This is a genomic window from Thermosynechococcus sp. (assembly GCF_046299635.1).
GTDB lineage: Bacteria > Cyanobacteriota > Cyanobacteriia > Thermosynechococcales > Thermosynechococcaceae > Thermosynechococcus.
Genome location: NZ_JBKBHV010000001.1, coordinates 70,711 through 97,125 on the forward strand (window position 1 = coordinate 70,711; position 26,415 = coordinate 97,125).

Consider the following 26,415-nt stretch of genomic DNA (forward strand, 5'->3'; position numbering starts at 1 on the left):
CGTCACAGTCATTCTAACGTGGGATAGGTAATACTAAATAATGACTCAGTACTATCCGAGTCATCAACAGGGAACACACAACGAGCCGACAGACTGCAAGTAAGTTTGTCGGTTTTTTTTTAGAACTTCAGGCATGTCCTACAAAAAGATCACACTTCGTTTGGATGCCGAACTCTATAACCAACTCCAACGCTGGCAAGTGCAGCAGGGATGCAGTTCCCTGAGTGAAGCAATTCGTAAAATTTTGCAACAATCTCTTCAGCCGGTGGAGATTGCCTGTCCCACGGTTTTGCAGCGACTGCGTGCCCTAGAACAGCAAGTGGCAACCCTTGAACGCCGACTGTGTCCGCCTCAACTAACTATCGAAACACTGACAATCGCGGAGCTAGAGCGGCTGACTCGCCCACAACTGGTGGCCTTAGCGCGGGACTTGGGCATCTATAGTTATAAGCTGAATAATCCAACGTTGCGGCAAGCCATTTGGGCAGCAAAACAAGCCATCTATGGGCAGGAGTAGCAATGATATGCTGACGAAGGTGACTCAAAGATAAGCGAGATGGCCAGTCCGTCAGAATCATCAGAATCAATGGATCGCTCCCGTTTGTGGTGGGCGGCGATTAAACTTCCCATGTACAGTGTGGCAGTGATGCCCATTTGGTTGGGCACAGCAGTGGCGATCGCCGAGACGGGAAAGGTGCACTGGTGGCCTTTTAGTCTGTTTCTCATAGCTGCCGTGTTGATTTTGGTCTGGTTGAATTTGAGTAATGATGTGTTTGATGCCGAAACGGGGATCGATCGCCACAAGTACCATTCCGTGGTCAACCTCACGGGCAAAAAGCAACTGATCTTTTGGCTGAGCAATGTCTGCTTACTCTTGGGGCTACTGGGGATTGTGGCCATTAGTTGGCTGCAACAGGACGCAACGGTTTTAGGGTTGGTATTGCTCTGCTGTGCCCTAGGCTATAGCTATCAAGGCCCGCCCTTTCGCTTGGGCTATTTAGGACTGGGGGAGCCGATTTGTTTTATCTGCTTTGGCCCATTGGCGATCGCTGCGGCCTACTATAGCCAAGTGCAAGCCTTTAGCCCCAGTATCTGGCCGGTGGCTATCCTCAATGGTCTCACCACAACGCTGATTCTCTTTTGCTCCCACTTTCACCAAGTGGCCGATGATCTAGCGGCCGGCAAACGTTCGCCGGTTGTGCGCCTCGGGACGGCTCGCAGTGCCCAACTGGTTTATGCTGCCTGTGGTCTCTTTTATGGTGTGTTGCTAGCCAGTGTCGCATGGGGAATCCTGCCGTGGCCAACGCTGCTAGCTTGGATTTCGCTGCCTTGGGCGATTTATCTGTGCCAGCGGATGGTGCAGTTTCACAGTGCGCCTGAGCAGATCAAGAACTCGAAATTTATTGCTGTGCAACTGCACTTTTGGAGTAGCTTGCTCTTGGGACTGGGCTATTTGCTTTGAGATGGGGGGCGATCGCGATTCAGCGACCACTGGTACTCGACACTGCCGCCGCCGAATTGCCATTCCTCCTCAAACTGCTTTTGCAGTCGTAGGGCTTTGCGCAGATGAATAACCGCACTGTGGAGCTGTTGATAGCCACTGGAGTTGGGGGGGAGGGCGGGTAAGGAGGCCTGTTCCAAAATTTGCAGTAGTAGCTCGTAATGAATGTGGGCAGGAACAGGAACCTCTCCGGAGGGGGCAGGGGAAAGAGTCACTGGGGCAGACACCTCCAAGGAACAACTAATTTGAGTTTTCTAACGGCGACGGGGACGCCGATAGGTCAACCGCTCGGAGCGATCGCGCTCGTAGGCAATCAACCGGCCATAGATTTCGTGCTTGGTTAAGTTTAACGAAAAAAAGACATGCCGCCGGGGATTGCCAAAACCCTTACGGGTAAAGAACTTCACCGCGGCGGTATTAGCAGGGTCGGTGTCCACCAGCATAAACCGTGCCCCCTCTTCAATCATCCGTTCGATGAGCTTATCCACGAGCTTGTCGGCAATGCCCCGCCGTTGATACTGCGGATGTACTCCCAGCCAGTTAATGTAGCCATAGACCCAAGGAGCTTTGCTAATAATCGTGCCCAAAATAAACCCTGCCACTTGTGAATCGGCTTCGGCTACAAGACAGTATTCTGGGTCAGTATTGTAAAAACCAATGACCTCCCATTCATCCCAGATGCGATAGAGGGAGGGATACAGATCACTGGTGAAGAGTTCCTCGCCAAGGTGAAACACGGGGGCAATGTCATCAATGCCCATCTCGCGAATAATAATATTGGTGGGTTCAGGACGCTCTTCTTCTTTGGCGGGAACAATTTCTAAATCAACTAAATTGTGGTCAATGGGATCATCGGTGTGCAAAGACATACAAACGTTTGTACCGAGCTATTTTTAGCTTAGCCTATGTCCAACGGGGTTCATTCGGAAACTTTAGCGCACTTCGACAACCGCCTCTAGGGGATAGCGCACCTTGGGTAGGGTGGCATAGGCATCATCAGTCGCACGATAGCCCGCTGCACACAGAACAACTGCATAATAACCTTGGGCGGGTAGATCGAGAATACGATCATATTCTTTGGGCAAAAACCGCTCTGTAAGACTTATACAAATCTATCCAGTCAAGTCAAATAGACTCCATTGTTTAGATTTGCTGCTCACTTCCTGCTTCATCGAAGTCTCAAGAGCGACGCTCTCAAGGGGGATTACTTCTCCAGCAGAAGTTTTGCGATCAGGGTCAAATTTTTTGGTGGCATAGCGCCACTGTAGTTGCTGCAAAACCGTTGTCGCTGAAATAGCCTTCTCAGTCATTACGTTTGCTAGAGAATTCGTTAGAGCGATCGCAAGTACCACTTGCCACTAATTTTGACAAATTATAGTGGCGGGGTCAACCTCCCTTCCGTTTTGAGATTGTAGATCAGTTATCAACTATTGCCACTGGATATCCGTATCCATCGCATTCATGGCTGCGGCGAGTTTTTCAATGAGTTCCTTGACAGGGAAGGTGCCGACATCTCCCGCTGCACGGGTGCGGATACTCACAGTTTCGCTTTCGACTTCCTTAGCACCGATAATACCCATTACGGGAATTTTCTGCGTTTCGGCGTTGCGAATCTGTTTGCCGAGGCGATCGCCACCGGTGTCCACGCTCACCCGTAGGCTGTGTGCTTGCAGTTGAGCAGCTACTTTCTCAGCATAGGGACGTTGCTCATCTCCCACCGGCAACAGGCGCACTTGCTCCGGCGCCAGCCAGAAGGGGAAATCACCGCCATATTCCTCGATGAGAATACCGATGAGCCGCTCTAGCGAGCCAAAGGGAGCACGGTGAATCATCACCGGTTGGCGACGGGTGTTGTCCTCGGCCACGTATTCCAAGTCAAAGCGCTGCGGCAAATTGTAGTCCACCTGAACCGTTCCCAACTGCCACTCCCGACCGAGGGCATCCTCAAAGATAAAGTCAAGTTTTGGGCCATAGAAGGCTGCCTCGCCAATCCCCAAAAAGTAGTCCATGCCCAACTGCTCCACCGCCCGCTGAATTGCCGACTCGGCCTTTGCCCACGCTTCATCGGAGCCAATGTACTTATCAGATTTGGGATCGCGGAAGCTGAGCCGTGCCTTAAATTTATTCAGACGTAGACAGCGAAAGACGGCAAGGATCAGGTCAACCACATTCAGAAACTCGGTATCCAACTGCTCCGGCGTCACAAAAAGGTGGGAGTCATCCACCGTAAAGCCGCGCACCCGCGTTAAGCCCCCCAACTCCCCCGATTGCTCGTAGCGATAGACGGTACCAAACTCCGCCAAGCGCAGGGGCAAGTCACGGTAGGAGCGAAGCTCGCTTTTGTAAATCTGGATATGAAAGGGGCAGTTCATTGGCTTGAGGACAAATCCCTGCTCGTGGGCTGCGGCCTCGGCATCTTCGGCCATCAGGGGAAACATGTCGTCTTTGTACTTTTGCCAATGGCCGGAGGTTTTGAACAGATCAACACGGGCAATATGGGGCGTGACCACCGGCAAATATCCCCGCTTCAGTTGCTCCTTGCGCAAAAACTCTTCGAGGGTAAAACGGAGCACGGTGCCCTTGGGAGTCCAAAGGGGTAGACCGGGACCAACACAGTCTGAAAACAGAAACAGTCCCAGCTGCTTACCCAGTTTGCGGTGATCCCGCCGCAGGGCTTCCTCTTTGCGGCGTTTATATTCTGCCAACTGCTCCGGGGTTTCCCAGGCCGTGCCATAGATGCGTTGAAGTTGGGGCTTGGTTTCATCGCCCCGCCAGTAGGCACCAGCCACACTCTCAAGGGCGATCGCCTTGGGATTGATGTCGCCGGTATTTTCCACATGAGGTCCGGCACAGAGATCCCACCACTCATCCCCCAAGTGGTAAATCGTAATTGGCTCTTCGAGGTCTTGGAGAATTTCCAGCTTGTAGGGTTCTCCCAGTTCGCGGATGCGGCGCTCGGCTTCTTCGCGGGTCACCTCCTCACGGATCACCGGCAGCTTGCGCTTGATGATCTTGATCATCTCCTTCTCAATCAGCCTGAGGTCTTTTTCGGTAAACGGTTCGGGATGGTCAAAATCGTAGTAAAAGCCATACTCAATCCAAGGGCCGATCGTCACCTGTGCCTTGGGAAAAAGCTTTTGAACCGCCATGGCCAAGATGTGGGAGGTCGTATGGCGAATACACTTTAGCCGCTCCGACTCACTGGTTTTGGGGAGGTGGATAGGGGCAGCAGCAGACTCTGGCATAGGGTGTAAGGTATCTAACAAATCTTTAATGAAGGCTAGAGTTCTATTGTGACATTCTCCCGCCCTCAAGGGTGGTGCTTGGAAGCTGATTTTTTGAACAAATTTAGCCTGCACTGCCCCATCCTCGCGCAACAGGTGGGGGTTAAAGCACGGCAATGAAGCGAAGCGGAGTTGCCAATAAATTAATCATCGTAGCCCTGATTCTCAATGTACTGTCTGAGAACATGTAGGGACGCACCACCCGAAGAAACGGCACAGACCCACGCTTCCAGAAGAAAGGCTTTCACTAGTTCACAGCCGCCCACAAATTGCCCAGTTGCTCCATCGCAGCGAATCCACCATTACGCGCTGGCTCAACGCCTATCGCCAAGGGGGACTCAAGCAGCTATTGGCGATCAAGACACCCCCGGTACAGCACGCATCATCCCCCCAGCCGCGATGGCACAGTTGCAGGAGCGCTTGCAAGACCCCAACAGGTTTGATAGATATCAAGCGATTGTGCAGTGGCTGCGACAGGAACACCCGTTTGAGGTGGCTTATGCCACGGTGGATCGGAAACAGCAGGCGCAAGGGACACCAGAAGACTTGAAAAAAATCTGTGAGCAGCTCAATAGTCGAGCTTTTCAGGACTTCATTGAAGCGTTGGCAGCACGGTATCCTGATGCAATGCTCGTAGTGCAGATGGATCAAGCGGCGGCGCATCGTGCCCAGAGGATGACGTGGCCACCGAATGTTATCCCTGTGTTTCAACCCCCTGACACCCCTGAGGTGAATCCCATTGAGCAGTTGTGGCAGCATCTGCGAGCGGCATTGGCATGGCAGTTCTTTGAGACGCTCGACGCGCTGCGGCAGAAGCTACAAGATGTATTGTCATAGATGACGGCGCAGGTCATTCAGTTTCTAATGGGTTGGTCGTTCATTACTCAGCCCCTATTAGCCCTATCTTCAAATTGAATTGGTATTAGCATTGACATCACCACCTCGCCTCAGCAGCGGGTGTGAACTTCATACATTAAAATTCATGAAATTTGTGAATGCCCCATTGTCTGATGCATGGGGCTTTTTTGCTCTCTGAGGCGATATTCAGACCTTTGAACGCCGTGATTTGTTAATTTTTCTAACAACTGCCGCTGCCCCAAACCATCGCTACAAAGAGGATAGAGTAGGCCAAAAGTCTTATGAATCAAGGGTTTGAGGGATTTCTAACGGATAAAAGTGCCTGAAAACCACATATCTTAAAGGTTTCAGGGTTCCAGTTGGGGTTTGTCTATTCTAGAATGAGGCTTGAAAGCAAGCAGAGGCAAGGGTTTCGTGCCTTTCACCCATTTGTTACTCAATCAACAATCTTTACTGTTTCTGTGGAGTTATCCCCATGAATAAAGCTGAACTTGTGGATGCTGTGTTTAGTCGTGCCCATAGCACCAACAACGTTACCAAAAAGCAAGTCGAGGCGATTATCTCGGCCACCGTCGAGGAAATCATGGAGGCTGTGGCTAAGGGAGAAAAAGTGACCCTTGTAGGCTTTGGTGCCTTTGAACCGCGGGAGCGCAAGGCTCGGGAAGGGCGGAACCCAAAAACTAAAGAAAAGATGCAAATTCCGGCAACAAGGGTACCCGCCTTTTCAGCAGGGAAACTCTTTAAAGAAAAAGTCGCTCCTGTTGCAGCTCCTGAACCGGCTGCCAAGGGTAAGAAAAAATAGCCTGAATGCCTCCCCGCCACGGTGGCAATTTAGTTTGGGCGGCAGCGATCGCCGGCTGTACTCCCCATGAGATTTTGGATTTTTCTGCCAGTCTCAATCCTTGGGGGCCTTCCGACTCGGTAATTGCTGCCCTCAAAGCTGTACTGCCCACGATTCGTGACTATCCCGATCCCGATTGCCATCCCTTGGTGGATGCCCTTGCCGCCCTGCATCAACTACCGCTGGATTACTTTTTGGTGGGCAATGGGGCGGCCGAGTTATTGACGTGGGTGGGTCGCGAGTGTGGCGATCGCCGGCAGGTTTATCTGATTACCCCTGCCTTTGCCGACTACCGGCGGGCGCTAACAGCTTTTGCCTGCCCCATTGTGCTCATTCCCCTAGGACAGGTGCAAACAGGCTTTGGGGCGATCGCCCCTTTCCTCACACCTAAGGATGCCATCCTGATCAATAATCCCCATAACCCCAGTGGCCACCTCTGGTCGCGGCATCAGCTTCAACCCTTGCTCGAAACGGGTGCCCTAGTGGTGGTGGATGAGGCCTTTATGGACTTTTTGCCCCCCTCAGCTAGTGAATCCCTGATCGACGTTGTGCCTCATTACCCCAATTTGATTGTCCTGCGATCGCTGACAAAGTTCTATAGTTTGGCCGGTTTGCGCCTAGGATATGGCGTTTCTGCGCCGGAGCGTTGGCAACGCTGGCGATCGTGGCGAGATCCTTGGAGTGTCAACAGTTTGGCCATCATCGCCGGGGTCACCGCATTGGGCGATCGCCCCTTTCAGGAACGAACTTGGGCATGGTTACCGCCCGCCCGCCATGCCTTTGCAGCAGCTCTAAAGGCTGTACCCGAACTGAAGGTGGTGACCGAGAGCAAGGCGAATTTTTTACTCATCCAAGCCACAGATTCCATTTTGCCCCTGCAAACCTATCTCCTTCGGCAGCATCGGATCTTGATTCGCGATTGTTGCAGTTTTCCTGAGTTGGGTGCTGCCTACTTTCGGGTAGCCGTGCGCCGTGACGGCGAAAATCAGCGGCTTCTTGAGGGGTTGCGGGCTTATTACCAACGCCAGTAGGAATTGCATCCCCCCAAGCCAAGGTGATATAGTAGCGGTACTTAAGGGGGCGTGGCGGAATGGTAGACGCTGCGGACTTAAGCAATTGAGCCTTAGTAGAGAAATCTATTAAGTGAATGCTCTCAAATTCAGGGGAACCTACGTCTGTCGGTGGACAGATATGGCAATCCTGAGCCAAGCCGTTTCCCAACCTCAAGGAAACGGAAGGTGCAGAGACTCGACGGGAGCTACCCTACCGTAGATCCTCTACGCGGGTAAAGGGAGAGTCCAATCCTCAACACCCAAAGGGTGGTCGCGAAAGCGGCAGGAGGATGAAAATCCGTTGACCTTAAACAAGTCGTGAGGGTTCAAGTCCCTCCGCCCCCACCAAACCATTTTCCGAAGGGTCGCCCTTGGCTGACCCCCTTTTAGGTTGCAATGAAAGCGGAGTACCGGCAACGGCAGCAGCAGTTTTTAGAAAAATTGGGCACGGGAGTCGCTGTTTTCTGTAGTGCCCCGCGCGTCGTTATGCACAATGATGTGGACTACAACTTTCGCCAAGACAGTAATTTTTACTATCTCACCGGCTTTAATGAGCCGGAGGCCGTTGCCGTTTTTGCCCCCAACCACGGGGAGCATCGTTATGTCCTCTTTGTGCAGCCCAAGGATCTCGGTCAAGAGATTTGGACGGGCGCACGTCTTGGGGTAGAGGCAGCTAAAGAACACCTAGGGGCAGATGCGGTGTATCCCATCGGTGAGCTAGAGCAGCACCTGCCGCGCTATCTAGAGACAGGGGATCCGCTGTACTATCACTTTGGTCACAACGAGCGCTTTAATCGAATCATTCTCAAGCACTATCAGCAGCTGCTGGCAACACTGCCAAAACGGGGCACCGGTCCACGCGCTATTGCCGACCCGAGTATTCTTTTGGCACCGATGCGACAAATTAAATCGCCAGCCGAGCTGGCTTTGATCCGTCAGGCGATCGCCATCACGGTGGAAGCCCATCAGCGTGCCCGCGAAGTGGCCGCCCCCGGCCGCTGGGAATATGAAATTCAAGCAGAGATCGAGCACCTGTTTCGCCTGCGGGGAGGGGATGGCCCAGCCTACCCCTCGATTGTCGCCTCCGGACCGAATGCCTGTGTGCTGCACTACACCGCCAACCAGCGCCAAATGGCGGCAGGAGACCTACTGCTGATTGACGCCGGCTGTGCCTATCGCTATTACAACGCCGATATTACCCGCACCTTCCCCGTCAGTGGCCAGTTCAGCGGCGAGCAAAAGGCGATCTACGAGATTGTCCTTGCGGCTCAAAAAGCGGCCATTGAACAAGTGCGACCGGGGAATACCTACAATCAAATCCACGATGCGGCGGTGCGCGTCATTGTTGAGGGACTGGTTGACCTAGGTTTGCTGCGCGGCGACATTGACACATTGATAAACGAGGGCAAAGAGAACAACACCCAGAAATATCGCACCTTCTTTATGCACGGCACCGGTCACTGGCTGGGGCTGGATGTCCATGATGTCGGTCTTTACAAGCACAACAAAGACACATGGGTCACGCTGCAATCGGGTCAAGTGCTGACGGTGGAGCCGGGGATTTATATTCACCCTGAGACCACTCCCGCTGAGGGTCAGCCTGAGATTGGCGATCGCTGGCGCGGCATTGGGGTACGCATTGAAGACGATGTGCTGGTGACGGCGGAGGGACACGAAGTCCTGACGGCGGCGGTTCCGAAATAATTTTCTGGAAAATTATTGGGGTGGCCTGCATATTCACCAATTCACGAATGGATGAATGTATAGAACCATGCGCAATCGGAAGTATGACTATGAAGATGTCCCTCCACTCTCCTGATCTGATTCGCCGGTTGGCCGACTTGCAATCACAAATTGATGAAATTCAGGCTCAGCTCGAGGAACAGCGGGGCAGCCTTACTAAACGAGAACTGAAGAAAATTGCCCGCCGGTGGGGCTGGAAAATTATTGTGGGGGGAGGAAAGCATCCGACAAAAGCAGTGCGTGGCTCCTTAAAAGTGCAGCTAGCAGGGCACGGGGATGGTGACACTTTATCTAAGAAGACTCTTCATGACACCTTGAAGCAATTGGCCTTGCCGGTTTTGCAGGAACTAGAGGCCGCTCAGACTGAGTGTATTGAAGCAGTCAGCTTTTACTTCCTTGAGGCCAACGGTCACAAGTTTATCCCCCGCCAAGAGCTTTATCAGCTCAAGGAGGAGCTAAAGACCTACCAGAGACACAATCAACAATTACAGGAGCGGGTAGAAACCCTTGAAGAAGAAGTCAGCCAATTAGAAAACAAAAAGAACCTATCAGAGGAAGCTGCGCTGGAGCTGTTGTCAAATCTAGAAAATCAAAATGCAGATTTGCAGAACCAAGTACAGCAGTTGCAACGTCAGGTGCAATTTCTGGAAGAGAAAGAGCGCATTGCTGCTCAACAGTCGCAGATTGTGAGGAATGTTCGGCGGCAGTTGGCTACTGAAAAAATGTTGGAGGATGTCCTTGATCGGCTGAAGATGTTGCAGTCGCTCCTCCGTCAGTGTCAAGCAGCCTTACAGCAGTTACCTGCTCGATGGCGTCGACCAATTCAACGCTTCCTCAACCAAATGAGTAGTATTCTAGAAGCGAATTTAGAGGGCAGCGATTTCCACAACCGACTCTTGGAGTCCGAGGCAGATGGGACTAATTGAGGACTTAGAAAAGGCAATTGGCGCCTCTCGTCGCAACTATGGGGAGTTGTTGGCGATCGCCGGTAACCTGTTGATGGAAAAAGCCCAAACCTTAGAAAACGCTGCTCCCCCACCCATCGTGCTGACAGCCCAACCGTGGACTGAGGCGCGCCTTAAGAAAACCTTTGGTGGGTTTCGGGCAGCCCAAGTCTATTTTCGCGAGCGCTACGGGGTACGAGCCAACAGTTGGCAGATGCTCGCCGATCGCGCCAATGCGGTAGAAACAGCTTTAGTTCACTTGGGCTTAGCCATACGCCCCAATTCAAAAACAGCAACCCTAACATTGTCTTCTCGTTAACGTTGAGTGCCTTTTCAAACCTATGCGTGAAGAGCAATATGACGTTCTTGCGGAACTTCCAGAACTCCCGTTTGGGCTGGCTAAGGTAATTGCCGAGGCTCTCAGTGATGGGGAAGAATGGGGAAAAACCTTTCTTCAGGATCCTAACTGGGGGGATGATCGCGATCGCATGGCCAACCACGCTATCTATGAATCTACCCTCTGGTCTGTTGGCGTTGGTGCAGCCACGGGTGCCATGGGCTGGGCCGGGCTACCCCTTGACTTTGCTCACTTCCACCACGCCCAAATTAAGTTGGCAGCAGCACTCTTCACCATCCACGGCTTCGACTTAAGAGATAGAGATATGCGCATGGCCGCTGTTGCCGCTGCCGTTGGGGTCGGTGCTGCAGAGCTGGCAACGTACTTGGGTCATGGCCTTACATCGTATGCTGTTCAAAACTTTGTCCAAAAGCCTGCGCAGCATGGTCTAAAAAATTTACTCGCACAGATTTTCAGTAAGAGCTCCAGTAAAACTCTCCTCCTTCCTGCCAAAGCCGTTCCTCTCCTTGGAGGGGTGATTGGTGGTTCCGTCAATGCCTTCATGATGAACGCTTGCGGCCATAGCGTGTGTCAAGTGATCAAGGCTCTGCGATCGGCCACCGTCAGTTAGGTGTCTTTGACAGGCTCAGACGCTAGGACGGTTTTCAGTGTTGCAGCGAGGGGAATGGCCAGCAAAATTCCCAAGAAACCCGCTACCCGTCCGCCAATGAGCAGCGCAATAAACTGCCAGAGGGGATTGAGTCCCATCAAGTCCCCCAGTAACTTCGGGGTGAGCACATTGTCCTTAATTTGCTGCAAGACCACAGCAATCACGCAAATATTCAAAGCCAGCCACACATCCTGAAAGAGGATGAAGAGGGTCACTAAACCAATGCCCAAGGTCGCCCCCACCACAGGGATAAGCTGAGCAACACCAATGATCAGGGCAAAGAGAAAGCCAAAATTGACATTGAAGGCCATCATAAAGGGAATTAGGGCAAGAAACATAAATAGCCCCAAAAAAAGCTGCGCTGAAAAAAAGCTGCGAATATTTAGCCGCAGGGAATCATCCACTACCTGTCGCCAAGGCTTGGGCACCAGTTTCATTAGCCCACGCCAAATCTCACTGCCATAAAAGAGCATATACACCGTTAGGATCAGCACGAGTAGCCCATCCACAAATTTGGTTAGGGTTGTAATGGCAACACCGGGCAACAGGGCTGCAATCCCTTTGAGCTGGATCGTCAGCTCTTCCATCAAGTCATTCACCCCCACAGGAAAGCGGTAGCGGCGCAGGAGTTGATCCAAATGGCGCAAATTTTGATTGCTGGTATCTGCCAACTCTGGCAGTTGATTCAAAAGTTCTTCCGCCTGTTGAAGGGCAAGGGGGAGCAGTAACAGGATTAAGACACTGACGACCAAGAGAGTAATTAGCAATACAAGGGCGATCGCCTGCCGTCGTCGCAGACCCCGCGCACAGAGGCGAATCACCACTTGATTCAGCAAAAAAGCCAAGATAGCAGCAATGACAAGGATATTAATGGGGTATTCAAAATAGAGATAAACCTGCTCCGCCACCCAGAGGTTCAGGACAATCAGAGGCCCTGCTATTAAATAGGCAAGATAGCGTTGCCAGCTTCCTGGAGGGCTGTACCATCTCATGGAAATCTAGGTTGAATGACTCCTCGGCAGGCGAGTGTGTAACCAATTGCCCAGCACCAGCAAGCCCACAATGGCCAGTGTGCCCCAGCCCAAGGGACTCGGATACCAATAGGCCGCCTCTAGGTGATTGACATAGCCGGGCATTAACGTCCAAGTCAGGCGATCGCCCCCCCGCTGAACATTTGGGTTCACCACCGTATCAGCAGCAGCCGCTGGGCGCCCAACGGGACGCGCACCCCAAGGGGTTTCTAGGGCAAGCTGGAAGTTCAAGAGCGACTGTGGTGCCACCAGAATGGTTTGATCACGGGACTCAATCCCCAAAGGCCGCAGATCAATGGCATAGCGAAAGCGCTCCCGCACAAAGAGCAAAAAATTCTGGTCGAAAATATCTGCCTTGGCAGTGATTTGGGGCAGATAGGGAACGCCACCAATACGATTGAGGACGGTAGCCAATTTCTGGCTGGTGTCAAAGGGAATCATCACCTGAAGATGGGTCTTATCCTGTTCCTTGACTTTCCCCCCCAAGCGGCGCGCCTGCTGAATCACCTGCTCTGTAAGAGGCAAATCGGGTTGGGGCAGCGTCAGCGTGTAGGTTAGGCTTCCCCCCGTTTGTCCCTGATGCTGGATGACCATATCCGCCTGAACGCATCCACTCAAACAGACCACAAGGGGTATCAAGAGCCAAACGATCCAACGCTGCATGCCGCCTCTATTCCTTTCCTTGGTTTTGCTATGCAAGATTATCCTATCTTGGGATGCTGCCGAGGCACAAAAAAACACCCCGAACTACTCAGGGTGTTGCTATTACTTGTCTAGGCTAATCTAGGCTAGGCTATTTGTTGGGTTGAGGTGTCAAGCGCAGATAGGGCTTAACGGCATTGAAGCCCTTGGGAAACTTCTGCTTCGCCTCTTCATCGCTGAGGGAGGGCACAATCACGCAGTCTTGACCCTCTTGCCAGTTAACCGGCGTAGCCACGCTGTAGTTGTCCGTCAGTTGCAGCGAATCAATCACCCGCAGAATCTCGGCAAAGTTACGCCCCGTGCTCGCAGGATAAGTCAAGGTCAAGCGCAGGCGTTTTTGGGGGTCAATGATAAAGACCGTGCGCACCGTCAGATTGTTGAGGGAGTTGGGGTGGATCATGTCGTAGAGGTTGGAGACCTTTTTATCTTCGTCTGCCAAAATCGGGTAATCCACCTTAACATTGTTGACTTCTTCAATGTCTTTGATCCAGCCGAGGTGGGACTCCACACTATCCACACTCAAGGCCAAGGTTTTGACATTGCGCTTCTCAAACTCTGGACGTAACCGCGCCACTTCACCCAGTTCTGTCGTACAAACGGGGGTGTAATCCGCTGGGTGGGAGAACAGGACAACCCAGCTATCCCCTGCCCACTCGTAGAAGTTAATTTCTCCCATGGAGGAGGCTTGGGTAAAGTTGGGTACGACATCCCCAAGTTTTAGGCTCATAGATGGTGGCTCCTAGGCTAACGATGTATTTTTAGCTACGGATTCTATCTTGCCACAAACTCTCGTTTATCGGTCGGAATATAGAGGAAAATATACAAACCGATAGAATTGGATAGGATTTAGGGTTGAGAATTTTCAATCGTAGTTGCCTCCAGAGTCTGGACATACTGCTGCACCTTGAGGTCAATGCCCGTAATATCCGTGCCCACGACCACTGCCCAAGCTCCCAAATTCAAGGCTTTTGCAGCCATTGTTGGACTGGCAATCCCGCCTTCACAGAGGATGGGGACATTGAGATGTTCGACAAGCTGACTTAGAAGCGACCAACTGGGGGGTGGGGTATCTGCCGTCGTTTCGGTATAACCAAAGAGAGTGGTGCCCACCCAATCGGCACCGGCAGCAACTGCCGCTTCCGCACTTTCCAAGGAGTCAATATCAGCCATCACGGGTTTGCCTAGTTCCTCGTGGATTCGCCGAATCAAGTCCGGCAGGGGTTCGGGGCGCGATCGCGCCGTGGCATCGAGGGCAATGACATCGGCACCGGCGGCCGCAACGGCTACCGCATCGGCAAAGCGAGGCGTAATATACACGGGGTACTCCGGCAAAACCTGCTTCCAGAGGCCAATGATGGGCACATTTACCGCTTGGCGCACCGCCTGAATATGGGTGGGGGTGTTAATGCGCACGGCAACCGCTCCCCGCAAAACCGCTGCCTTGGCCATAGCGGCGATGATTTCTGGAGCTGCGAGGGGGGAATCCGGCAGGGCTTGGCAGGAGACAATCAGGCCGCCGCGAATTTGCGCTGCCAGGTTCATGGGGTTTCAAGATGCAATTTCTGGCGGACGATCGCCCCCAATTCTAAGGACAAACCACTTACTTTCTCTAGGAGGTAAAGGACATGCTCTGGCCGTAGGAATGTGCCATCGTTGCGACAGACACCGGTGTAGGTTACCTTGAGCGCCGGCCACCGGTCTTGGTGCTCACTCAGGTGAATCTCCAGCAGGCGATCGCGCAAATTCACGACTTGGGTTTTGCCTGACTTGGTGGTTAGCTCATAGAGAATTTCAGGCGTGGCTCGCAAACTGTCTAACCACTGTTCCCAAGTCTCCCGCTCCACCGGCTCAGGGGGATGGATGAGTAGCTCATAGGTGGCCGCCCGCAGGGCTTCACTGGCCGCAGGCTCCGTCAGGGGCACCACCTCACAGGTGTAGAGGGGAATTTCCGTCGGTAGTTGCTGCCGCAGTTGGGCTAGCACCGTTGGCGGCTCCACCTCGCGGTAAAACTCCAGATCAACAATTTCGCCATAACTGGTCACCCCAAGGGGCAAGGCGCTGGCGGTGGAAATGCGCGGTGAAGGATGAAATCCCCCCGTAAAGGCAATGGGCAAGTGAGCACGGCGCACCGCCCGCTCAAAGAGCCGCAGCAGATCCAAGTGGCTCAGGAGCGTCATCTCCCCCGTTTTGCCAAAGGTGAGGCGCAGACGCTGCACCCGTTCTTGAGGAGGATGGGGCTGCCCTTGAATGGGGGGAATCGGCGGCGGCGGCACGACCACATTGTGGCCAAAGTCAATGCCACACACCCCACAGTGGGAGCAACCGTCAAAGGAACAATCGGGAACAACGACCGCCTCTAAAGCCCGGCGGAGGTCTTCCTTCAGCCACGTTTTGCTAATGCCGGTATCAATGTGATCCCAAGGGAGGGGAGCATCGAGGTTGTGACTGTCGCCGCTAAAGACATTCCACTCCCCGGCTTCCAGTTGGCGGTATTTCCAGTCCAGACCGGCTTCTTGGATGGCCTGCGTCCAAGCGGCATAGGCGCGATCTAGGCTTTCCCACCAGGAATCTTCCCGTGCCCCCAATTCCCAGGCGCGGCGGATCACAGACCCCAGTTGGCGATCGCCCCGACCGACAAAGTCCTCCATGGCCGAGATGCGCACATCGGTAAAATTGGCCTTCACCCCCTTAATCGTGCGGAATTCGGCCTTGAGCAACTCCTGTTTGCGCAAAAACTCGGCGGTGGACACCGCATGCCACTGGAAGGGGGTATGGGGCTTGGGGGTAAAGTTGGAGATGGTCAGGTTAAAACTCAGGGGTTTGCGCCCCTTGAGGTGGCACTCTCGACGCAGCCAACGAATGGTTTCGGCAATGCCCAACACATCGGCATCGGTTTCTCCCGGCAGGCCAATCATAAAGTAGAGCTTGACCTTATCCCAGCCCTGCTCGTAGGCAGTTTTAATGCCCCGCAGCAATTCCTCATTGGTCAGACCTTTGTTGATGATGTCCCGCAGCCGCTGCGTTCCCGCCTCCGGCGCAAAGGTGAGTCCCCCTTGGCGAGTGCCCCCCACAATGTGGGCAATGTTCTCATCAAAGCGATCCACCCGCTGGCTGGGCAGGGAAAGGGAAATGTTCTCGTTTTGCAGGCGGTTTTTGATTTCCACCCCTACCGCAGGCAGTGCTAAGTAATCGGAGCAACTCAAGGACAGCAGGGAAAACTCGTTGTAGCCCGTGGCGCGCATGCCGGTTTCAATCGCCGCAATCACCTCATCGGGAGCAACATCACGAGCCGGACGGGTCAGCATTCCCGGTTGGCAAAAGCGACAGCCGCGGGTACAGCCCCGCCGAATTTCCACCGTCAGGCGATCGTGCACGGTTGCCACATAGGGCACCAAACCAATGGCATAGTGGGGCATGGGGGTGGCCACCCGCCGCAAAATTCGCTCGGGCACATCGGGGCGATTGGGTTTCACCGAGCCATCGGGCTGGCGATCGTAAAACTGGGGTACATAGACCCCCGGCACCTGGGCCAAATCCAGCAACAGATCCTGCCGACGCAAGCCGGCGCGTTTGCCTTCGGCCACCACCAGACCAATTTCGGGCAAGAGTTCTTCCCCATCCCCTAGGGCAAAAAAGTCGAAGAAATCGGCATAGGGTTCGGGGTTGGAGGTGGCTGTTTGACCGCCGGCAAAGATCAGGGGAATCTCCTTTAGGGGAGCCTGTTGTCGCTCCCGCCACGTTAGGGGCAAGCCCGCCAAATCCAGCATTTCTAGAATGTTGGTGGCCCCCAACTCATAGCTGAGACTAAAGCCCACTAGGTCGAATTCTTGGAGGGGACGGCGGGACTCCACCGCAAAGAGGGGGGTTTGAGTGGCTCGCAGTTTGGCGGCTAAATCCGCTGCCGGTAGGTAGGCGCGATCGCAGAGTTGATCGGGGACGGCATTAAGAATGTTGTAGAGAATAATATGTCCCAAGTTAGAGGCGCCCACCTCATAGATTTCCGGATAACTGAGTACCCAGCGCACTGTTGCCGCCTGCCACGGTTTATGCACCGCACCCCGCTCATTTCCCAAATAGCGAGCGGGTTTGAGGATTTCAGGGGTGAGCAACTCAGTAATCGGAACAGCCATGACTCATTTACCCAATTGCAAACATCTAGGGCAGTAAAAAGCGGGATTCCCCGCTGGGCATCGGGCGTGGGGGTTCAGAGGGTGCCAAAAGACCAGCACTGCCGGGTTGGGGAAGCGGGGGAAGTACGGGTGTGGGTCTCGGTGTCGGTTCTGGCAGTGTTGTCTGGGGTTGGGGACGCTGGGGGGTGGTAGTGGGTAACCCCGCTTGCTGGGCGTAGAAGGTGGCCAGTGTGCTCACTAAGGCATCCCGTTGTTGACGATTGAGTTGGCGAATAGCAGCAATATCCCCTTCCAGTGGGTTGACGGTGAGGTAGGAACGTCCCGGATAGGTTTCTTCCCGCAGGAATTCATTCAGCCCCAAATAGTCAGCAAGGGAAATTTTCCAGTCAAAGCGGTAGAGGGGCGATCGCCCCTTCACGGTGGTGTGATAGACGATGAATCGCTCTAGGAGCGTACTCTCCGGCGCGGGCTGACGGTTTTCTTGGCGAATGTAGTGATTTTCCTTGGGGAAGCCGGGCAATTTGGGATAGAGGGTCTCTGCCACCAAGCGAGGGTTAATCAGAATTTGAGCGGTGGCATCGGGCACGTTGGGGTCAGATTGCGATCGCCCCCCGTTCCAAGCACTGCTCAGGGGCAGCCACAGGAGTGCCAGCAAGCAGCCCCACGTCACCCAGCCCAAGAAAGTCCACCTCCGTCGTCTCCCCATGGCTCCTAATCTGCCAGTAACTCCGGTTGGGCAATTTCATCGGACATTTCGACAATGGCACGGGTCACCGGCTTCAGGGGTAGATCATCAAGATCTTCACTAGCCTCTAGCCCTCGCCGCTGTTTAGCCCGGTTGGCAATTTGCACCGTAATCCGGTAGCGACTGTCGGAGTGGTTGATCAGTTGTTCAGCCCGACGATTAATCTCCAAAGACGAGTAATGAAGGCGCTTTTGCATGGTGAGTCCTTTCCTTAAACGTTCTTAAACCTGTGCGGCCATCATTTCTAGAGGCTCTGGGGTAGGTGCGCTAAAGGGTTGGATAATTCCACCGCCTAGGAGGCGATCGCCCGCATACCACACCGCCGCTTGCCCTGGCGTGACCCCAAATTGCGGTTCAGCAAACTCCAATTTTACCTGCTCCGAGCTGGGGTCGGGAGTAATGGTCACCGGTACAGGGGGCGTCCGATAGCGAATTTGTACCGTTGCCGTGATCGGTTCAGTTGGCGGTGGAATCGAGACCCAGTTCACCCGTGCCACTGTGCACTCACGACGAACAGCGGTGGCGCGATCGCCAACAATAACCCGATTGTGTTCCCGATCCAAAGCGACTACGTAGAGGGGTTCGGGTGCCGCAATCCCCAGCCCCTTGCGCTGGCCAATCGTGTAGTGGTGAATCCCCTGATGGTACCCCAGCACCCGTCCATGGACATCCACAATCTCCCCTTGCCGGCCGGGCAGATACTGATCCAAGAATTGGCGCATGGAACCATGGGCTTCAATTAGGCAAAGATCTTGGCTTTCCGGTTTACTCGCCGTATGCAGGCCATACTGCGCGGCAAGGGCACGGGTCTCAGCCTTGGTTTGCCGACCCAGGGGAAACAGCACATGGGCGAGAATCTCTTGGGGCAAGTCGTAGAGAAAGTAGCTTTGATCCTTATGACGATCCACTGCCCGCCACAGTTCATAGCGATCGCTGGCGGGATTGTACTTCACTTGGGCATAGTGCCCCGTAGCAATGTATTCAATCCCCAGCTGCTCACGACTATAGGTCAGCATCGGCCCAAACTTCACCAAGCGGTTGCATTGGGAGCAGGGCAGCGGTGTGATGCCACCGGCATAGCCACTGACCAAATAGTTGACAATGTACTTCTCGAAAATGTCGCGGCTGTCCACAATGTGGTGGGGCACGCCCAGCTCCTCACAAAGACGCGCCGCATCCACCAGCCCTTCAGAACAACATTGCCCCTTACCCTTCATCAGCCACAGCGTCAGACCCACAACAGGGTACCCTTGAGCTTTAAGGCTGGCAATGGCGACAGAACTATCCACGCCGCCGGACAGACCCACAACAACCGCCGGTAAATCGGACATTGTTAAGATTCACAAAAAATCTACCTCTTTTAGGGTAGCATCCCTACTTTCGCAACGCAGGCTCTCGCAATCGGCTATAATCAGAAGGCAAGGTTGGCGAGTAATCGCCGCTTGAGTTTTTAAGTAGAGCGATTCTTGAGTTCGGTTTTAGGGAAGGTTGGTTACATGACAGTCGTCTCTCCGAAGTCAACGTCAACGCATGGTTCAATTTTTGCTTTGGAGCAGATTAGATTATGTCTATTTATGTCGGCAACCTTTCCTACACGGCCACCCAAGAGGATCTAGAGGCCGTTTTTGCCGAGTACGGTTCTGTCAAACAAGTCTATTTACCGGTGGATCGGGAAACAGGCCGTAAGCGGGGCTTTGGTTTTGTGGAAATGTCCACGGATGCTGAAGAAGAGGCGGCGATCGCCGATCTCGACGGTGCCGAATGGATGGGACGGCAACTCAAGGTCAACAAGGCACGCCCCCGTGAAGCCATGGGCGGTAGCAACAATCGTTATTCCCGTAATCGCTAACTCCCTCAACTCCCCCTCTAGGAGGTGCCCTATCGGCTCTGCCAATGTGCTAGAGAAATAATAACAACCTGCTGAATGCAATTGGAAAGGAACATCATCACTATGGCGCGCATGTATTACGACGCAGATGCCCAACTAGAACTCCTCAAGGACAAAACGATCGCCATTATTGGCTATGGCTCCCAAGGCCATGCCCATGCCCTCAACCTGCGGGATAGCGGTCTCAATGTTGTGGTGGGTCTCTATGCCGGCAGTCGTTCTGCAGAGCGCGCCCGTGCCGATGGTCTAGCGGTACACCCCGTGGCCGAAGCTGCGAAAATGGCCGACTGGATTATGATTCTTCTGCCCGATGAAGTTCAGCGGGTTGTTTATGAGCAGGAGATTGCCCCCCACTTGCAAGCGGGGAATGTCCTCTCCTTTGCCCACGGCTTTAACATTCACTTTGGCCAAATTGTGCCCCCCGACAATGTGGATGTAGTGATGGTGGCGCCCAAAGGTCCCGGTCACCTCGTCCGCCGCACCTATGCCCAAGGGGAAGGGGTGCCCTGCCTGTTTGCGGTCTATCAAAATGCCAGTGGTCAAGCCCGTGATTTAGCTATGGCCTATGCCAAGGGGATTGGGGGCACCCGTGCCGGGATTCTGGAAACCACCTTCCGTGAGGAAACCGAAACCGATCTGTTTGGGGAGCAAGTGGTGCTCTGTGGTGGTCTCAGTGCCCTGATCAAAGCTGGCTTTGAAACGTTAGTAGAGGCCGGCTACCAACCAGAATTAGCTTATTTTGAATGCTTGCACGAAGTGAAGCTGATTGTGGACTTAATTGTTGAAGGGGGGCTTGCCAAAATGCGGGACAGTATCTCCAACACCGCAGAATATGGCGACCTCACCCGTGGCCCACGGATTATTACCGATGAAACCCGCGCCGAAATGCGCAAAATTCTCCACGAAATTCAAACGGGTCAATTTGCCCGTGAGTTTGTGCTGGAAAATATGGCTGGTAAGCCGGGCTTTACCGCCATGCGGCGGCGGGAAGCTGAACACCCCATCGAACAGGTGGGTCAAGAACTGCGCTCCATGTTTAGCTGGTTAAAACGGGCTTAAGCGTTGCCCTAGGGGGCACCAATGGCGATTATTTCGTCGCAAAATTCACCGCCGGAGCGATCGCGCCCCCCCTCTCTCCTCGCCAACCACCTCACTCCCGAGGAGCAGCAATCTGCCGCCGAAGACTCGTTGCGTCCCCGCTCTTTACAGGACTACATTGGCCAGCAAGAACTCAAAGATGTACTCCAGATTGCCCTTCAAGCCGCAAAAGCCCGCCAGGAACCCCTTGATCACCTGTTGCTCTATGGCCCTCCGGGTTTGGGTAAAACCACCATTGCCTTAATCTTGGCCGCCGAAATGGGGGTCAACTGCAAAGTGACCAGTGCCCCGGCTCTGGAGCGCCCCCGCGACATTGTAGGTCTTTTGGTCAGCCTGCAGGCGGGGGATATTCTCTTTATTGATGAAATTCACCGCCTCTCGCGCACGACGGAGGAACTGCTCTATCCGGCGATGGAGGATTTTTACCTTGATCTGACGGTGGGCAAACAGCAAACGGCACGCACGCGACGACTGAAACTCCAGCCCTTTACCCTTGTGGGGGCAACCACCCGTGTCGGCGCCTTGACTTCGCCCTTGCGCGATCGCTTTGGTTTGGTGCAGCGGCTACGCTTTTATCACCCTGAAGAACTCCAACAGATTGTCCAGCGTGGTGCAGCCCTGTTACAAACTTCGATTACCCCCGAAGCAGCTCTGGAAATCGGCCGGCGCAGTCGCGGCACTCCCCGCATTGCCCTGCGGCTCCTAAAGCGGGTACGGGATTACGCCGAGGTCAGGCACAACGGCACGATTACCCTAGAGGTAGCCACCGCTGCCCTTGAACTGTTGAATGTGGATCCAGCGGGATTGGATGAGAGCGATCGCCGGCTCCTCAGTTTAATGATTGAGTCCTACCAAGGGGGGCCTGTGGGCATTGAAACCCTAGCCGCAGCCACAGGCGAGGATGTACAAACCATTGAAGAGGTCTATGAACCCTACCTTCTCCAGAGGGGCTATCTGCAACGGACGCCCCGAGGTCGAGTTGCCACTCCTCGCGCTTGGCAACACTTAGGCTATACTGCACCAGAAAACCAGTTGCCATTGGTATCGAGTCCCTATGACTCTTCATCTTAAGTCTGGATTCTTGTATGAGACCGACTATTACCTTTGGCTCCATGAGACCGTTGCCCATCTCAAAGCACAGGATTTCGGTAACTTATACCAGCTCTTTGTAATCTTTGTAAGATTGACTCTAATAAGCAGGTCTCAAAAGGAACGAAAATCGGATTATCCGAGTCTCTGAGAGTCTAGTCATTGATTATCCAGCCTTTACTTAGGGCTATCTTCAAATTGAATCATTGCCTTAGGCAGTCGTTGTTGGCAAGCCTGAGACCGCCCCTGTAATTGGAAAATCGCTGTAAGCTAGGGATAGGGTTGATTAAGGTTTTTTAACCTTTGCCCGACTCTCTGCCTCGCCTACGTGAACGACCATGTTGCGGATCATTACCCAGTTAACAGACCTACGCGCTGAACTACGCCGCATTTGCGATCGCACCGATAGCGGGGAGATGAGCGAACAACAGGCTACGGTTGAAGCCATTTTGCGCCGTGTGGCCAAGGAAGGCGATCGCGCCCTGATTGAGTACACTGCCCAATTTGATCACATTGACTTAACTCCCGACACATTACGGGTAAAAGGGGATGAACTGGATGCCGCCTATCAACAGGTGTCCAAAGAACTCCTCGATGCCATTCGCCTCGCCAAGCAACAAATCGAAGCCTTCCACCGCCAGCGGGTGCCCAAAAGTTGGGTGCAATTTGGGGAGGATGGCATTGTCCTTGGCAAACGCTACACTGCCGTTGAGGCGGCCGGACTTTATGTGCCGGGGGGACGGGCTGCCTATCCCAGCACGGTTTTAATGAATGCGATTCCCGCTCAGGTGGCGGGGGTGCAGCGGATTGTCATGGTTACCCCCCCCGGTCAAGGCAAAGGCATTCATCCTGCCGTTCTGGTGGCCGCCCAAGAAGCGGGAATTCAAGAGATTTATCGCGTTGGTGGTGCCCAAGCTATTGCCGCCCTTGCCTATGGCACGGAAACGATTCCCCGCGTAGATGTCATTACCGGGCCGGGCAATCTCTATGTGACGCTGGCCAAAAAACAGGTCTATGGCCGCGTTGGCATTGACTCCCTTGCCGGACCTTCAGAGGTCTTGATCATTGCCGATGGAGCGGCAAACCCCGTTCACATTGCGGCTGATCTATTGGCTCAAGCCGAACATGATCCCCTTGCGGCTGCGATTTTGCTCACCCCCAGTCTCTCCCTTGCAGAATCAGTTGCCACTGCCGTTAATGAACAATTGGCTGAGCATCCGCGCCGTCTCCTCACAGAGAAGGCGATCGCCCACTACGGCCTCATTGGCATTGTCGAAACCCTCGAACAAGCAGTCGAGCTATCTAATAGCTTTGCCCCAGAGCATTTGGAACTGGAAGTTGAAGACCCTTGGAGCCTTGTAGAGCAGGTGCGCCATGCCGGTGCCATTTTCCTCGGCTATTCCACCCCTGAAGCAGTGGGTGACTATCTAGCGGGCCCCAATCACACGCTGCCCACCTCCGGTGCCGCTCGCTATGCTTCTGCCTTGGGCGTAGAAACATTCCTGAAGCACTCCAGCATTATCCAATACACCCCGGCTGCCCTGCGCAAACAAGGGGGAGCCGTCATGACCCTCGCTGAAACAGAGGGCTTAATTTCCCACCGCGACTCTGTGCGTCGGCGCCTTGAGCCTTAGAACGTCACAATCAAATAGGGGGCTTCAAATTTACCGCCGCGAACGGGTTTACCCTTAAGACTGGGGGGCAGCTCAATGTGGCGCCGCTGATCGCCAGCCTCCACCGTCAGTTCGCCACTAAACTCGCTGAGTTTCACCTGCTCTTTGCGAAATCCGGGTAGGAAAATCCGCACCTGTTGTTGAACTTCATCAAATTCATAGGGAGCTGGTGCTGTCCCTAACTGGTTTAAGTTGGGGAGATGGGCAACAAGGGCTTGCCAGTTGCTCCAGTCTGTGGGCAGAACCGAAATGCGTAAGGGTGTAAATGCACGGCTGACCGCTGGGGTGGGTTCGCCAATACAAAAGACTTCGGAAATGGGAATATTCACCTGTTGAGCACTGCCCCATAGCCATTGGGTTTGAGCAGTTGAGATCGACGTACCATCCGTTACGAGAAATACCGATAGACGCTTGGGATCGGCGGCAATCTGCACACCGCGATCGACCCACTCCTTCGCCTCGCCAAAACGCTCACGCACTTTTTGGGTATCAATATTGGCTGCCATAATGGCGCTGGCGATCGGTCCCCCAATAGCATTGGCGATCGCATTGAGATCCAGTTGATCCAGCAAACGTTGAAAGCGGCGGTAGTACCACGCCAGCCCTTGGGGGAACCCAATCAGCCGCAGTGTATCTTGACTATTGCCGCCCACATAGACGATTACATCATACTCTCCGCTGCTGTAGTGAACCCGCAGCGCATTCAGTGTCAGCAAAGTATCCATTCCCGGCAGAATTACCAATTCCCCCGCATAAACCTTACCCACCAACTCTTGGGGCAAATAGGGTTCCAGTAAACGGCTAAGTTCTTGCCATGCAGTGTTGAGACTTTCAGTAGTGAGCAGGGTTGCGATCGCCAACCCCTCCGACAGCAATTTGGGTTGCCAGCCAATCCCCTGATCTGGATTGCCAATGAGAAATTGCAGGGAAGTGGCTGGACTAGGCACCGCTAATAAAGTTCGCTGCTGTCGCCCGGCAAACCACTGGGAAATGGCCAGACCCAGTGCCGTTTGTTGTTCTGGGGTTGCTCCTAAGAGGGTAACAATGCGTGTCATGGCAAGTTTGAGGATGATAGTTGCTTGGACTATCCTATCGGCAAACGGCTGCCCCAAGATTTTCTAGACAGCCCCTCATAAAACCGCCTCTATGGGCAGCCAAATCGGCTTAACGATTAAACCTACTCACTCGGGCGATCGCCCTCCTTCTAGAGGCTTCTAGGCCATGCTCAGGCCAAAAAAAATTTTTTCGCGCCGCAAACAGATCCCCATTAGAACGTTTTGAACCACACTCAAATCCCCTTGTCGGGGTTTTCCCCAAATTCCCCAACGTTTTCCCCAGGTTCTTGGAAATTCCGATCCGATCTTTACAACCATCTCAACCGTTCCTTCCCTTTGAACCTTCCTTGCATCGTTGAGTATCACAGCACTCTCGACTAATACTTCCTCAAGCTCTAACCCAGTTCCAAACTAACTCCAAATTACTTAAATCGCATCCTTTGTTTTTCTCTGGAAAAACTTTAATCTCTTAAGATCCTTAAGGATCTACTACTACTAAATTTATTTAAATATTCTTATAGTAGTAGTAGGGGCTGTGGAAATGTGGAAAACTTTTTGAAAAGCCTCTCCTAGAGCGGGTTTGAGCCACCTCCCCTTTGTGGAAAACTTGTGGAAAAAGTAGGGGGTTTTTCCACAGGCTATTATCGCAGTGGAAAAAGAATAAAAAGTTTTCCACAGTTTTTCAGAGTTTTTCCGGGGTTTTCCACAGGTTTTCCCCAGAATTTTCCACAGGGGTTTTGGAGTTTTCCACAGGCTAAGGGAGCAGATCTCCGTATTTTTACGATTCCCTCTGCCTGCGATCGCCCTCAGACTAAAGGGAAGAGATTTTGTTAACCGATACAAACGTTGCTGTGGATTCCCTGATGTTTTCCCTTGAGTCCTCGACCAATAGCCTTGAGCAGATTATTGGTCACCTCTCCCCTGTTGAGCAGATCCGGATGCTGATGCACCACCCCTACTTCACCGGCCGTTGTCCTGTCTGCCGCCAGCCGATTCATCCTTCCCAACTCAAGGTAGGACAGTGCTATTGCTCCCACTGCGGCTGGTACGATGATGCTAGCGATGGCAAGTCCAAGGTTACCTTGATGGCTCAGAGTCTAGACCGTCAGTCGCCGCATTCTCTATCCCCTTCTCGCTTGGCATAAAGCTAGCCACGATCGCCACCATCAGCCACCAGAGGGTAGCCACCTCCGGGCGAAACCAAATTGTATCCACCAGGCCGTGGGTTAACATTCCCACCATTGTTGCCACTGTTCCTATCAACCAGAATCCTTGAGGATTCCTTGTTTCCCTTAATTCCCGCAAACAACGCCACGCGCGATCGGCAAGCACCGCCAGCAACCAGAGAAAGACGGCAAAGCCAATCACGCCCACTTCCACCAGAATCTCCAGAAAGATGGAATAGGCACTCAACGCCGTAAAGCGCACATTTACCTGATACAGCGGGTAAATCTGGTTAAAGGCCACATTCCCCGGCCCAATCCCTAACCAGGGTCGTGCCCAAATCATCTGTTGCACTGCTGCCCAAACGTTCATTCGGAAATTATTGCTACTGTCCCCGCGGGCAACAAAAATACTTGCCGCTCGCTCCCGCAGCACCGGCACACTCACAACCACGCCGATACAAAGGGCGATCGCCAGCGCTCCCACCGTCGGTACCCCCCAACGCCGCCATGACAGCGGTAGCCTTGGCCAAAACCAAATCCCCAGCAACCCTACCCCAGCGATTGTCGCTGCAACCAACCCCAACCAGCCGCCACGGCTAAACGTTAAA

Annotated in this window: 30 protein-coding genes and 1 pseudogene (1 of these 31 only partly in view); 15 read left to right on the forward strand and 16 right to left on the reverse strand. The window is 53.5% G+C overall.

Features of this window, described 5'->3' with window-relative positions; all coding sequences use genetic code 11:
• Positions 1–133 precede the first annotated feature (133 nt).
• The gene (locus ACK4IR_RS00405; protein ID WP_409871121.1) at positions 134–517 is read left to right on the forward strand and encodes a hypothetical protein; all 384 of its coding nucleotides are present in this window, start codon (positions 134–136) and stop codon (positions 515–517) included.
• A 69-nt stretch (positions 518–586) separates the two neighbouring features.
• Positions 587–1,462, forward strand: coding sequence for a 2-carboxy-1,4-naphthoquinone phytyltransferase (gene menA, locus ACK4IR_RS00410; RefSeq protein ID WP_409871123.1), 876 nt, complete (start codon positions 587–589; stop codon positions 1,460–1,462).
• Here menA and ACK4IR_RS00415 read toward each other — a convergent pair.
• The 5 genes from ACK4IR_RS00415 to thrS all read right to left on the reverse strand — a co-directional run bounded on the left by ACK4IR_RS00415 (position 1,450) and on the right by thrS (position 4,746).
• Positions 1,450–1,716, reverse strand: a complete 267-nt coding sequence (locus tag ACK4IR_RS00415) for a DUF5340 domain-containing protein (protein ID WP_409871125.1) — start codon at positions 1,714–1,716, stop codon at positions 1,450–1,452. The two genes, menA and ACK4IR_RS00415, sit on opposite strands and share 13 nt — an antisense overlap.
• 39 nt (positions 1,717–1,755) lie before the next feature.
• Positions 1,756–2,370, reverse strand: a complete 615-nt coding sequence (locus ACK4IR_RS00420) for a GNAT family N-acetyltransferase (RefSeq protein ID WP_409871128.1) — start codon at positions 2,368–2,370, stop codon at positions 1,756–1,758.
• A gap of 63 nt (positions 2,371–2,433) precedes the next feature.
• Positions 2,434–2,586: a hypothetical protein gene (locus ACK4IR_RS00425; protein WP_409871130.1), complete on the reverse strand. Its 153-nt coding sequence runs from the start codon at positions 2,584–2,586 to the stop codon at positions 2,434–2,436.
• Positions 2,587–2,613: 27 nt separating this feature from the next.
• On the reverse strand, positions 2,614–2,811 hold the full coding sequence (locus ACK4IR_RS00430) for a hypothetical protein (RefSeq protein ID WP_409871132.1): 198 nt from the start codon (positions 2,809–2,811) through the stop codon (positions 2,614–2,616).
• A 117-nt stretch (positions 2,812–2,928) separates the two neighbouring features.
• Positions 2,929–4,746, reverse strand: coding sequence for a threonine--tRNA ligase (gene thrS / locus ACK4IR_RS00435; RefSeq protein ID WP_409871135.1), 1,818 nt, complete (start codon positions 4,744–4,746; stop codon positions 2,929–2,931).
• 301 nt (positions 4,747–5,047) lie between these two features.
• On the opposite strand from thrS, the pseudogene ACK4IR_RS00440 reads away from it, so the two are divergent.
• The 8 genes and pseudogenes from ACK4IR_RS00440 to ACK4IR_RS00475 all read left to right on the forward strand — a co-directional run.
• A pseudogene (locus ACK4IR_RS00440) lies at positions 5,048–5,125 on the forward strand (helix-turn-helix domain-containing protein); the annotation flags it as partial.
• Positions 5,126–5,184: 59 nt separating this feature from the next.
• A complete protein-coding gene (locus ACK4IR_RS00445; RefSeq protein WP_409871137.1) occupies positions 5,185–5,622 on the forward strand; it encodes a transposase in 438 nt (145 codons plus the stop codon).
• Positions 5,623–6,118: 496 nt separating this feature from the next.
• On the forward strand, positions 6,119–6,445 hold the full coding sequence (locus ACK4IR_RS00450) for an HU family DNA-binding protein (protein ID WP_409871140.1): 327 nt from the start codon (positions 6,119–6,121) through the stop codon (positions 6,443–6,445).
• 5 nt (positions 6,446–6,450) lie between these two features.
• A complete protein-coding gene (gene cobD, locus ACK4IR_RS00455) occupies positions 6,451–7,515 on the forward strand; it encodes a threonine-phosphate decarboxylase CobD (protein ID WP_409871143.1) in 1,065 nt (354 codons plus the stop codon).
• A 417-nt stretch (positions 7,516–7,932) separates the two neighbouring features.
• Positions 7,933–9,240, forward strand: a complete 1,308-nt coding sequence (locus tag ACK4IR_RS00460) for an aminopeptidase P N-terminal domain-containing protein (protein WP_409871146.1) — start codon at positions 7,933–7,935, stop codon at positions 9,238–9,240.
• A gap of 89 nt (positions 9,241–9,329) precedes the next feature.
• A complete protein-coding gene (locus tag ACK4IR_RS00465; RefSeq protein WP_409871149.1) occupies positions 9,330–10,205 on the forward strand; it encodes a hypothetical protein in 876 nt (291 codons plus the stop codon).
• The gene (locus ACK4IR_RS00470) at positions 10,192–10,542 is read left to right on the forward strand and encodes a hypothetical protein (RefSeq protein ID WP_409871152.1); all 351 of its coding nucleotides are present in this window, start codon (positions 10,192–10,194) and stop codon (positions 10,540–10,542) included. The genes ACK4IR_RS00465 and ACK4IR_RS00470 overlap by 14 nt, the downstream gene beginning before the upstream one ends.
• A gap of 22 nt (positions 10,543–10,564) precedes the next feature.
• Entirely contained in the window at positions 10,565–11,191 is a 627-nt protein-coding gene (locus tag ACK4IR_RS00475) for an EcsC family protein (RefSeq protein WP_409871154.1), read from the forward strand.
• Here the strand turns inward: ACK4IR_RS00475 and ACK4IR_RS00480 are convergent.
• The 8 genes from ACK4IR_RS00480 to mnmA all read right to left on the reverse strand — a co-directional run bounded on the left by ACK4IR_RS00480 (position 11,188) and on the right by mnmA (position 19,169).
• Positions 11,188–12,222: an AI-2E family transporter gene (locus ACK4IR_RS00480; RefSeq protein WP_409871157.1), complete on the reverse strand. Its 1,035-nt coding sequence runs from the start codon at positions 12,220–12,222 to the stop codon at positions 11,188–11,190. The genes ACK4IR_RS00475 and ACK4IR_RS00480 overlap by 4 nt on opposite strands.
• Before the next feature lie 6 nt (positions 12,223–12,228).
• Positions 12,229–12,924 carry a DUF3153 domain-containing protein gene (locus ACK4IR_RS00485; RefSeq protein ID WP_409871160.1) on the reverse strand — a complete coding sequence of 232 codons (696 nt, stop codon included), beginning with the start codon at positions 12,922–12,924 and terminating at the stop codon, positions 12,229–12,231.
• A 130-nt stretch (positions 12,925–13,054) separates the two neighbouring features.
• Positions 13,055–13,690, reverse strand: coding sequence for a peroxiredoxin (locus ACK4IR_RS00490; protein WP_181494473.1), 636 nt, complete (start codon positions 13,688–13,690; stop codon positions 13,055–13,057).
• 119 nt (positions 13,691–13,809) lie between these two features.
• Positions 13,810–14,505, reverse strand: a complete 696-nt coding sequence (locus ACK4IR_RS00495; protein WP_409871163.1) for an N-acetylmannosamine-6-phosphate 2-epimerase — start codon at positions 14,503–14,505, stop codon at positions 13,810–13,812.
• Positions 14,502–17,093 carry a TIGR03960 family B12-binding radical SAM protein gene (locus ACK4IR_RS00500; RefSeq protein WP_409871166.1) on the reverse strand — a complete coding sequence of 864 codons (2,592 nt, stop codon included), beginning with the start codon at positions 17,091–17,093 and terminating at the stop codon, positions 14,502–14,504. Before ACK4IR_RS00500 ends, ACK4IR_RS00495 begins: the two co-directional genes overlap by 4 nt.
• Positions 17,094–17,118: 25 nt before the next feature.
• Positions 17,119–17,799: a hypothetical protein gene (locus ACK4IR_RS00505; protein ID WP_409871168.1), complete on the reverse strand. Its 681-nt coding sequence runs from the start codon at positions 17,797–17,799 to the stop codon at positions 17,119–17,121.
• Between the two features lie 5 nt (positions 17,800–17,804).
• Positions 17,805–18,035 (reverse strand): DNA-directed RNA polymerase subunit omega, encoded by a 231-nt coding sequence (locus ACK4IR_RS00510; protein ID WP_409871171.1) that lies wholly within the window; start codon positions 18,033–18,035, stop codon positions 17,805–17,807.
• 24 nt (positions 18,036–18,059) lie between these two features.
• Positions 18,060–19,169 carry a tRNA 2-thiouridine(34) synthase MnmA gene (gene mnmA, locus ACK4IR_RS00515; RefSeq protein ID WP_409871173.1) on the reverse strand — a complete coding sequence of 370 codons (1,110 nt, stop codon included), beginning with the start codon at positions 19,167–19,169 and terminating at the stop codon, positions 18,060–18,062.
• 233 nt (positions 19,170–19,402) lie between these two features.
• Between mnmA and ACK4IR_RS00520 the strand changes: the two genes are divergently transcribed.
• The 5 genes from ACK4IR_RS00520 (at position 19,403) to hisD (ending at position 23,547) form a co-directional block, all read left to right on the forward strand.
• Positions 19,403–19,687 carry an RNA recognition motif domain-containing protein gene (locus ACK4IR_RS00520; RefSeq protein ID WP_409871176.1) on the forward strand — a complete coding sequence of 95 codons (285 nt, stop codon included), beginning with the start codon at positions 19,403–19,405 and terminating at the stop codon, positions 19,685–19,687.
• Between the two features lie 102 nt (positions 19,688–19,789).
• Positions 19,790–20,785 carry a ketol-acid reductoisomerase gene (gene ilvC / locus ACK4IR_RS00525; protein ID WP_409871178.1) on the forward strand — a complete coding sequence of 332 codons (996 nt, stop codon included), beginning with the start codon at positions 19,790–19,792 and terminating at the stop codon, positions 20,783–20,785.
• A gap of 21 nt (positions 20,786–20,806) precedes the next feature.
• Positions 20,807–21,895, forward strand: a complete 1,089-nt coding sequence (gene ruvB / locus ACK4IR_RS00530) for a Holliday junction branch migration DNA helicase RuvB (RefSeq protein ID WP_409871180.1) — start codon at positions 20,807–20,809, stop codon at positions 21,893–21,895.
• The gene (locus tag ACK4IR_RS00535; protein ID WP_409871182.1) at positions 21,879–22,064 is read left to right on the forward strand and encodes a DUF29 family protein; all 186 of its coding nucleotides are present in this window, start codon (positions 21,879–21,881) and stop codon (positions 22,062–22,064) included. The genes ruvB and ACK4IR_RS00535 overlap by 17 nt, the downstream gene beginning before the upstream one ends.
• 187 nt (positions 22,065–22,251) lie before the next feature.
• Positions 22,252–23,547: a histidinol dehydrogenase gene (hisD, locus tag ACK4IR_RS00540; RefSeq protein ID WP_409871185.1), complete on the forward strand. Its 1,296-nt coding sequence runs from the start codon at positions 22,252–22,254 to the stop codon at positions 23,545–23,547.
• On the opposite strand, the gene ACK4IR_RS00545 is transcribed toward hisD, so the two are convergent.
• From ACK4IR_RS00545 to ACK4IR_RS00555, 3 genes are all read right to left on the reverse strand, one after another.
• Positions 23,544–24,641: an ArsA-related P-loop ATPase gene (locus ACK4IR_RS00545; RefSeq protein WP_409871188.1), complete on the reverse strand. Its 1,098-nt coding sequence runs from the start codon at positions 24,639–24,641 to the stop codon at positions 23,544–23,546. The two genes, hisD and ACK4IR_RS00545, sit on opposite strands and share 4 nt — an antisense overlap.
• 830 nt (positions 24,642–25,471) lie before the next feature.
• Positions 25,472–25,639 carry a hypothetical protein gene (locus ACK4IR_RS00550; protein WP_409871191.1) on the reverse strand — a complete coding sequence of 56 codons (168 nt, stop codon included), beginning with the start codon at positions 25,637–25,639 and terminating at the stop codon, positions 25,472–25,474.
• Between the two features lie 79 nt (positions 25,640–25,718).
• Positions 25,719–26,415 carry the 3' portion of an IctB family putative bicarbonate transporter gene (locus ACK4IR_RS00555; RefSeq protein WP_409871194.1) on the reverse strand. The gene runs 701 nt beyond the window's last position, so 697 of the gene's 1,398 nt are visible here — the last part of the coding sequence; its start codon lies off the right edge, out of view — the gene reads right to left on this strand; the stop codon is at positions 25,719–25,721.